We start from the raw sequence: 8614 nt of genomic DNA, 5'->3' as shown, positions 1-8614 counted from the left end.
CCCCGTAGCTCAGGGCCACCACCCGCGCCGTACCCCCCTGGGCGCACACGCTGGCGATGGCCCCCCCGGCCCGCCAGACGAAGTCGGCGGCGTGGGCGCTGAAGACCAGCATCCGCTTCATGCTTTGCCTCCTTTGGCCAGCTTCACGGTATTGGTCACGGCCATATGGCGCACCTCGTCCTCAGCAAAGCCCGCTTCCAAGAGCTTGTCGGCGAAGAGGGCCAGCCCGTCCTCTACGGGAGGATTCTTGGGCTGGCCTAGGTCGGTGGAGAGCACGTTCTGCTCGGGGCCGGTGGCCCGGATGGCCTCAAACACCCGCTCCCAGGGCACCTTGCCGCTCCAGGAGGGCACCAAGCAGCGCTCGAGGTAGGCCCCCTGCTGGGCCAGCCAGCGCTGCTCGGGGATGGGTAGGGCCTGGGTGGGGTAGTCGGGGTGGGTCACCACGATCTGGCGCACCCCCTCCTCCAAGGCCGCCTCCACCACCTTCAGAATCTCCTGGCGGCCTAGGTGCCCGGTGGCCAGCACCAGGCCGTGCCGGGCCACCACCCCCAGCACCTGGCGCAGGGCCGGCACCACCCGCCCGTTGGCGTCGAGGGCCTCAATGGGGCAAAGCGGCAGGCCGGCCTGGCGAAACTCCGCTTGCAGTTTGGCCCACAGGGGTTTTTTCTCCGGGGGCAGGACGTCGGCCTCGCGGGCCTCGTTGGCCGCGTCCACGGTGGGCAGCCAGACGACGCGGGCCCCCTCGCGGGCGGCGATCTCCACCGCCACCGGGTTCAGCCCCCCCACCCCGTGGTTCAGGGTCAGGCTGCCCAGCACCTCCACCTCCGGCACCACCCGCCGGGCCAAGAGGGCCCGCTCGGCGGTGGGGACGTAGTGGGACTTGAGCACGAAGCCGGCCAGGCCCCGCTCACGGAAGCGCTGGGCCAGCTCGAGGTCGTGGGTACGGCGGGGAATTACGTCGGGTTCGATGTGTACGTGCAGGTCGTAAGCGCCCCGCACCAGTTCGATAGCGCGTTCGCTGGGGGTCATAGGGTGCTCCTTCCGATGCGTTTGAGGGCCGCGATGACGCCCCCCAGGTGGGCCTTCATGGCGGCCTCGGCCTCCTCGGGTTGGTGGGCGGCCACCGCGGCTATGATCCGGCGGTGCTCCTCCAAAGACTGCTGGGGGCGGCCCGGCACCAGAATGGTGTGGAACTGGTGCCGCACCCCCTGGGCCCGCAGCCCCTCGATGAGCCGGGCCGCGGTCTGGTGGCCGGAGATTTCCACCAAGGTGCGGTGGAGCAGGCTGTTGAGCTCGGACATGCCCAAGAGGTCGCCCCCGCGGTGGCGCTCCTCCATCTGGCGGTGGATGGCCCACAGGGCCTCGACCTGCTCGGGGGTGGCCTTTTGGGCCGCGTGGTGGGCGGCCAGGGCCTCCAGCGCGGCGCGGGCCTCCAGAATCTCCACCGCCTCGGCCTCGCCGATGGTGCGCACCCGGGCCCCCCGGAAGGGCTCGCTCTCCACCAGGCCCTCCTGCTCGAGCCGGGCCAAGGCGGTGCGGATGGCCGCCCGCCCCACCCCGAAGCGCTCGGAGAGCTCTTTTTCCACCAGGCGCTGCCCCGGCAGAAGCTCCCCGGCCAGAATGGCCCGCCGCACCAGAAGGTAGGCGCTCTGGGTCTCGGTAGCCCGCTCCGTCACCGCCATCTCAGGCCTCCTGGGTCTCTACCGGGGGGGTGCCGTAGGTGTGGAAGGTGGGCACCGTCTGCAGCCCCCAGGCCTGGCCCTTCTTGCGCTCCTCCTCGTTCCAGACGATGGGTCGCCAGTCCGGGGCCAACAGGAGCCGGGCCCCCGGGCAGGCCACCTCAAAGCGGTTGCCCCCCGGCTCGTAGACGTAGAGGAAAAAGGTCTGCTGGATGGCGTGCTTGTGCGGCCCGGTCTCGATCTTGACCCCGTGCTCCAAGCAGATGTCCGCCGCCCGCAAGACCTCCTCGCGGCTGTCCACCGCGTAGGTGCAGTGGTGGAAGCGGCCTTTGGCCCCCAGGTGGTCTTTGGTGATGGCCACGTCGTAGGTCTTGTTGTTGCTGGTGAGCCAGACCCCCTGCTCGTCCCCCCCGCTGAAGACGATCTGCTCGGTGACCTTCATCCCCAGGTACCCCTCCATGAAGAGCCGCATGGCCCGCACGTCCGAGGCCAGCAGGTTGATGTGGTCGAGCCGGCGCAGGTTGGCCCCCTTGCCGGGGAAGCGGGAGGCCTGGTTCTTTAGCGCGGGCCGGCTGGCCTCGGTGGGGGTGTACCAGGTGGTCTCGTAGTAGAGCTCCATCAGGTGCCCGTCGGGGGTGGTGAAGCGGTAGGCCGGGCCGTGGCCGCGCTCGTCCTCCACCCAGCCCTGGCCCAGCCCGCTTTGCTCCAGAACCCGCACCCGCCGCTTTAGGGCCTCGGGGCTCCGCACCCGGAAGGCGAAGTGCCCCAGCCCGGGCTTGGGGGCGGCGGTGAGCTTCAGGGTGTGGTGCTCGTAGTCGTCCCAGCCGCGCAGGTAGACCGAGTTGGCGGTGGATTCGCTCACCCAGAGGCCCATCACCTCGGTGAAGAAGCGGAGGCTTTCATCCAGCTTTGGGGTCAGAAGCTCGAGGTGGGCCAGATGGGCCAGGTCGCAGTAGGGCCAGGCACCTGGTTCAACTTCCTCGGACATACCAAAACCTCCTTATTCGCGCATCTTAGCTACTGGTCAACCACATTGTCAACAATCCGTGCGATAAACGCCCAGGGAAGGGCCCCTGGGCTAGGCCAAGACCCCCTCCCCCACCCACCCGGGGTAGCGCCCGCTGGTGTGGAGGCCCACGTAGTTCTCGGCCAAAAAGCGCTGGAGGTGGGGGCTTTCGGCCAGGTGGCGAAGCTGGGCCGTGCGCAGGCCGTCGTCGAAGGCGTCGACGGGCGTGTGGAGCAGGGTGGTCATGAAGTAGGAGAAAAGCTCGGCCTGCCAGACGTGGCGCAGCGCCTCCTGGGTGTAGCGCAATAGGTGGCCTTCCTCGCCCTGGCGGTAGTAGGCCAAAAGCGCCCGGTACAAAAGCACCGCATCGCAGAGGGCCAGGTTCATGCCCTTGGCCCCAGTGGGCGGCACCACGTGGGCCGCGTCGCCCATCAGGAAGAGGCGGCCGTGCTGCATGGGCTCCAGTACCAAGGAGCGCAAGGGGGTGAGGCTTTTTTCCAAGAGGGGCCCTGGGCGCACCTCGGCCACCCCCCCAAGCCGCTCGCTGAGCTCAGCCCAGATGCGCTCCTCGGGCCAGTCCTCGAGCCGCTCCTCCACCCCTACTTGCAGGTAGTTCCTCGAGCGGGTGGGCGAGCGCATGCTGAAAAGGGCGAAGCCGCGGGGATGGCTGGCGTAGATCAGCTCCTCGGCGGCGGGCGGGGCCTCGGCCAGGATGCCCAGCCAGGCGAAGGGGTAGTTTTTCTGGTGCAGCCGGGCCCCCGGTATCTGGCCCCGCAGCCGGCTGTGCGAGCCGTCGGCCCCCACCACGAAGTCGCAGCGCATCCGCTCGGTGGCGCCCTCGGGGGTGCGGTAGACCACCCAAAGGCCCCCGGCGTCCTCCTCCAGGCCCAGCACCTCGTGCTCAAAGCGAATCTCCCCGCCTTGGGCCAGGTGGAGCCTTATCATGTCCTGCACCACGAACTGCTGGCCGTAGACCCAGATGCTCTTGCCGGTGAGGCTGGGGAAGTCCAGCCGGTGTAGGGCCCCGTCAAAGGCCAGGTAGACCCCGCGGTGCTCCAGGCCCTGCTCGAGCATCCGCTGGCCCAGCCCCGCCCGGCGCAGAATCTCCTTGCTGCCCCACTCCAGCACCCCAGCCCGGATGCGGTGGGGGCTTGTTTCCAGGTACTCGCGGCTTCTGGCCTCAAGCACCACCGCCTCAATCCCCTCGCGGTGCAGCAGGTGGGCCAGCAACAGCCCCGCCGGCCCCGCCCCCACGATGCCCACCTTAGCCATGCTCCCCTCCAAAAAGAATCAGGTCGGAAAGCGGCCGGGCCTCCACCCCGTCCTCGTCGGGGCCGAAGGGGGTGGAGAGCAGCCGCGAGAAGGTCTCCACCGGCTGCCAGGTCAGGGCCTCGAGCTCCAAGGGGTCGAGCTCCACGCTGTAGCCCATGCGCGGGGCGCTGATGCGCAGCCGCTCGCCGTTGCGGGTCTGGACTTTCTCAATGGTCACGGTGGTGAACTCGTTGGTCAGGGTGAACACAAAACCTCCCCTAGAAGAAGAACGAGAGGTTGTGGGTGGGCAGGGTGGCGCTGTCCAGGATTACCGTGCGGCAGGCCAGCCGCCAGCCCCCCTCCTCCTGCCGCCAGACGTCGCGGCGCTCGGCGGAGAGGAAGGTGTAGTCGGGCCGGTCCCAGCGGCTTCTGAAGATGAGCAGGTTGGAGCGCACCTCGCTCTCCTCGCCCTTGGGGGTGGGCCGGGGCTCACCGATGCGCACGTTGGTCACGAAGTGGCGCAGCCGGGAGGGGGGGTCTTCGGCCCAGGCGAAGCCGGTCTCGAGCCGGGCCACGCGCATCTCGAGGGAGGTGTAGTCCTCGTCCAGGTGGTACATCCCCTCCATCACCCCGCTCACCCCGCCCTCCGGGCCCCGCTCCTTGGTGACCCGCACCGGCACCCGGTAGCGCACGTCCTCGGCCAGCAGGGCCAGCCACTCCCGGTAGCGCCCCTCATCGAGCAGCTCAGCCTCGTGGTAGAGGCAGTTGAGTAGGGCCTGGGTACGTTCCACGGTTCACCTCAGGAAAGGAGCATCTCCAAGTAGCGGCGGTGGAAGTTGCGCATGTTGGCGTCGGTGAAGTTGAGCCCGTAGGCCACCCCCGGGCCGGGCCAGTTGGGGTCGGGCTCGAGCTTGAGCCCCATGCGGTAGTTGAAGCGCAGGTGGCGGCCCTGGGTAGTGGCGGCGTTGTGGGCCACGTGGCTCCAGATCTCGGTGTCGTCCTGCTCAAAGGTGCCCGAGGAGCCGAAAAAGCGCAGGTAGGAGTGCCGGGTCTTCTCCTTGAACCACTCCGGGGCGTCTTTTTCCACCAGGGCCCAGGAGAAAATCTCAATGCGGCCCGGACCCAAGGGGTGCCAGACCCGGAAGGTGAGCATCGGCACGGCGCCTTGGTACTTGTGGTCGGGCTTGCGGATGGGGTTGTGGAAGGAGAAGTTGGGGAAAAGGGTGACCAGGAGGATGCGGGTCTCGCGGGCGGTCTCGAACTGCTCGCGGGTGGGGTAGGAGGTGCGGGCCCGCTCGAGCATCTCCTCCGGGTAGCCCCAGAAGGGGGGCAGCTTGGCCCCGGGCGGGGCCCCCACCACCATGCTGCCGTGGCCCTTGCCGGGGATGTGAATTTGCTCGCCATACATGGCGTACTTGGCGTCCTTGGGGGCGATGCCCAGCTCGATGAGCGAGCGGTGGGTCATGAGGGTGTGGTAGCTGTCGCTCAGGAAGGTCTCCAGGGCCAGCTTCCAGTCGGTGTGGACCACCCAGCGCTGGGGCGGGCCCAGCACCTCGAGGCCCTGCGGGCTGCGCTTGGTGACGAGCTCTAAGTACCAGCGGATGTCCCCCAGCCACTCCTCGAGGCTCGGGGCCTCGGGGTCGAGGTTGCCGAAGATCATTCCATCGAAGGCCTCGAGCCGGGGTATGGGCACCAGCCCCCACTCCTCCTTGTTGAAGTCTTGCCCAAAGGCCTCGCGCTCGGCCGGTACCCCTATGAGCCGGCCGTCGTTGCGGTAGGTCCAGCCGTGGAAGGGACAGCGGAAATGGCTGGCGTTGCCCAGCTCGGCCCGGCAGACCCGCATCCCGCGGTGGCGGCACATGTCCAAAAGGGCCCGCACCACCCCATCCTCGCCCCGCACCAGGATGTAGGGGTTGTTCAGCACGTAGCGCAGCACGTAGTCGCCGGGCTTGGGAATCTCCGACTCGTGGGCCAGGTAGACCCAGGAGCGGCTGAAAATCCTCTCCTTTTCCAGCTCAAAAAGCTCAGGGTCGTTGAAAATCCAGGCCGGCACCAGCCCGTCCTCTATCCCCTCCTGCAGCTCCTCCAGCATCCGGCTAAGCCGAGGAGAGACCCCAGTTTTGACCTTGGCCATATCCCACCTCACACACCCAGATAGCGGTGCAGCACCGCGCCGCTGGCCTCCTGGGGGCGGCCCTCCCAGACGATCTCGCCGTGCTCCAGGATGTAGACCCGGTCGGCCACCGCCAGCGCCATCTGCACGTTCTGCTCGGCCAGCAAGACCGTCTCGCCCTCGGCCTTCAGGGTGCGGATCACCTCCGCCACCTGCCGCACCATCAGGGGCGAGAGCCCCTCGGTGGGCTCGTCCATCAGGACCAGCTTGGGGTTGCGCAGAAGGGCCCGGGCGATGGCCACCATCTGCTGCTCCCCTCCCGAGAGCGCACGGGAAGGGCTCTTGCGCCGCTCGGCCAGCCGGGGGAAGGCCTCCAGCACCCGCTCCAGCGTCCAGCGGCCCTGCTGCCCCCAGGCCGCCATGCGCAGCTCCTCCTCCACCGAAAGCCCCTCAAACATCCGCCGCCCCTGGGGCACCAGGGCCATCCCCAGCTCCGCCCGGCGGTGGGCGGGCAGGCGGCCTGCACCCTGGCCCTGGAAGTAGACCTCGCCCGCTTGCAGGGGCAGAAGGCCCATCAGGGCCGAGAGTAGGGTGGTCTTGCCCATACCGTTGCGGCCCAAGAGGGCCACCACCTCCCCCTGGCCCACCTGTAGGCCCACCCCCTCCAGCACCCGCATGGGCCCGTACCCCGCCGAAAGCCCCTGGCAGCGCAAAACCTCGCCGCCCGGGGCGCTCTGGAGGGCCCCATCCACCCCCCAGCCCTGGCCCACATAGATTTCCTGCACCCTGGGGTCTTGCCGGATGGCCTCGGGCTCGCCCTCGGCCACCACCTCGCCGTAGTGCAGCACCGTGACCCGCTGGGCGAACCTGAGCGCGTACTCTAGGTCGTGCTCCACCAGCATTACGGTCATCCGGGGGTCCAGGCCCAGGATGAGCTCGCCAATCCGCTCCCGCTCGGCCCCGGAAAGCCCTGCTAGGGGCTCGTCCAACAGCAGCACCTGGGGGCTTTGCACCAGGGCCATGGCGATCTCGAGCTGCCGCTTCTCCCCGTGCGAGAGCCGCCCGGCTTCCACCCCGGCCCGCTCGCTCAGGCCCACCTGCTCCAGCGCCGCCTCCACCTCCGGGCCCGGCGAAAGCGGGCCGGTGAAGTGGCCGCTTCGGCCCCGGGCGGCCTGGTAGGCCAGGGCCACGTTCTCCCAGACCAACAGCTCCGGGAAGGCGTTGGAGCGCTGAAAGGTGCGGCCCAGCCCCAGCCGCGCCACCCGCTCCTGGGGCACCCCGGTCACCTCGCGCCCCCGCAGGTAGACCCGCCCCCGGGTGGGGCGCAGCTCTCCCGCCACCACCTTAAAAAGGGTGCTCTTGCCCGCGCCGTTGGGCCCAATCACCGCCCGGCGCTCGCCCGGGGCTACCTGCAGGCTGACCCCGGCCAGGGCCAACAGCCCCCCAAAGGCCCGCTCCACGCCCTCAACCCTAAGCGCCTCCACGTTCACCCCCAAACCGCCGCTCCAAAAGGGGCCAAAGCCCCTCGCGGGCGAAGAGCACCGTGCCGATCAGCAATAGCCCCACGAACACCCCCCACAAATCGGTGAAGGAGCTGACCCAGGACTGCACGAAGGTGTAGAGCAAGGCCCCAAAGGCCGCCCCCCACAGGCCCCGGCTGCCCCCCAGGAGCACCATCACCATCAGGGTGGCCGAGGTCAGCCAGAAGAGGTCGTGGGGGCTGATGAAGCTGCGGTGCAGGGCCAGCCCGCCCCCGGCCAGTCCGGTGAGGGCCCCGGTGAGCACGAACAGTGAGAGCTTGTAGTAGAAGGTCGGCACCCCCAGCGAGCGGATCTTCTCCTCGTTTTGGCGGATGGCCTCCAGGGTCTTGCCGTAGGGGGTCTGCAAGAGCCGCCCCAGGCCCAGCAGAACCGCCAGCAAGACCGCCATCGCCCCCAGGTGCAAAAGGCCTGGGTGGAGGGAGAGCCCCGAGAGGCTCAGCCCGTCGTCGCCGCCGGTAAGCGCATTCCACTTGTACGCCGCCGAGTAGACCATCTGCCCAAAGGCCAGGGTCAACATCAAGACGAAAATCCCGTGGGTGCGGAAGACCAGAAGCCCGGTGAGGAGGGCAAACAGCCCCGCCACCAGCACCGCCAGCCCCAGGGCCAAAAGGAGCGGCAGGCCGGCCTTGAGGGCCAGCCCCACCGCGTAGGCCCCCAGGCCCAGGAAGGCCGCCTGGCCCAGCGAGGGCACCCCCCCATGGCCCAGGAGCAGGCCCAGGGCTACCGCTGCCACCGCGAGCAGGGCGGCCTCGGTGGCTAAGTAGAGGGGGTATCCGCCCAAGAGCAGCGGCACGAACCAAAGGACCACCAGCCCGACGCGCAAGGCCAGCCGCTGGGAGCCCCCTCGTGCCCGGCGAACCTCGCTTAGACCGGCCATCATGCCAACCTCCTACCCAAAAGCCCCTCGGGCTTCAGGGCCAGCACCAGGGCCATCAGGGCGAAGATCAAGAACATCGCCACCTGGGGCAGGAAAAGCCGCCCGAACCCGTCCACCAGCCCCACCAGGATGGCCCCCCAGAAGGCC

9 protein-coding genes and 2 pseudogenes are annotated in these 8614 nt (G+C 69.0%); all 11 read right to left on the bottom strand.

Going from position 1 to position 8614, the window contains the following annotated elements:
• Nucleotides 1-117: 117 nt before the first annotated feature.
• Complete coding sequence (locus Mlute_RS12820) at nucleotides 118-1029, bottom strand: DUF6282 family protein (RefSeq protein ID WP_119361005.1); 912 nt, start codon at nucleotides 1027-1029, stop codon at nucleotides 118-120.
• Nucleotides 1026-1682: a GntR family transcriptional regulator gene (locus Mlute_RS12815; protein ID WP_119361004.1), complete on the bottom strand. Its 657-nt coding sequence runs from the start codon at nucleotides 1680-1682 to the stop codon at nucleotides 1026-1028. Before Mlute_RS12815 ends, Mlute_RS12820 begins: the two co-directional genes overlap by 4 nt.
• Nucleotide 1683: 1 nt before the next feature.
• The gene (locus tag Mlute_RS12810) at nucleotides 1684-2667 is read right to left on the bottom strand and encodes a catechol 2,3-dioxygenase (protein WP_119361003.1); all 984 of its coding nucleotides are present in this window, start codon (nucleotides 2665-2667) and stop codon (nucleotides 1684-1686) included.
• Nucleotides 2668-2757: 90 nt separating this feature from the next.
• Nucleotides 2758-3957: a 4-hydroxybenzoate 3-monooxygenase gene (locus tag Mlute_RS12805; protein WP_119361002.1), complete on the bottom strand. Its 1200-nt coding sequence runs from the start codon at nucleotides 3955-3957 to the stop codon at nucleotides 2758-2760.
• Nucleotides 3950-4204 carry a dihydrodiol dehydrogenase gene (locus Mlute_RS12800; RefSeq protein WP_119361001.1) on the bottom strand — a complete coding sequence of 85 codons (255 nt, stop codon included), beginning with the start codon at nucleotides 4202-4204 and terminating at the stop codon, nucleotides 3950-3952. The genes Mlute_RS12805 and Mlute_RS12800 overlap by 8 nt, the downstream gene beginning before the upstream one ends.
• Before the next feature lie 10 nt (nucleotides 4205-4214).
• Nucleotides 4215-4727 (bottom strand): aromatic-ring-hydroxylating dioxygenase subunit beta, encoded by a 513-nt coding sequence (locus Mlute_RS12795; RefSeq protein WP_119361000.1) that lies wholly within the window; start codon nucleotides 4725-4727, stop codon nucleotides 4215-4217.
• A gap of 8 nt (nucleotides 4728-4735) precedes the next feature.
• Nucleotides 4736-6070, bottom strand: a complete 1335-nt coding sequence (locus Mlute_RS12790) for an aromatic ring-hydroxylating oxygenase subunit alpha (RefSeq protein WP_119360999.1) — start codon at nucleotides 6068-6070, stop codon at nucleotides 4736-4738.
• 8 nt (nucleotides 6071-6078) lie between these two features.
• A complete protein-coding gene (locus Mlute_RS16640; RefSeq protein WP_407942654.1) occupies nucleotides 6079-6951 on the bottom strand; it encodes an ABC transporter ATP-binding protein in 873 nt (290 codons plus the stop codon).
• Nucleotides 6952-7032: 81 nt separating this feature from the next.
• A pseudogene (locus tag Mlute_RS16635) lies at nucleotides 7033-7479 on the bottom strand (ATP-binding cassette domain-containing protein); the annotation flags it as partial.
• Between the two features lie 40 nt (nucleotides 7480-7519).
• The gene (locus tag Mlute_RS12780) at nucleotides 7520-8470 is read right to left on the bottom strand and encodes a branched-chain amino acid ABC transporter permease (RefSeq protein ID WP_119360997.1); all 951 of its coding nucleotides are present in this window, start codon (nucleotides 8468-8470) and stop codon (nucleotides 7520-7522) included.
• Nucleotides 8467-8614: pseudogene (locus Mlute_RS16215) on the bottom strand (branched-chain amino acid ABC transporter permease); the annotation flags it as partial. The pseudogene Mlute_RS16215 and the gene Mlute_RS12780, both read right to left, overlap by 4 nt.

The organism is Meiothermus luteus, from assembly GCF_003574085.1.
GTDB classification, from domain to species: Bacteria; Deinococcota; Deinococci; order Deinococcales; family Thermaceae; genus Meiothermus; species Meiothermus luteus.
Note: the sequence above shows the minus strand (reverse complement) of the source record. Positions and strands in the feature narration are given on the sequence as shown.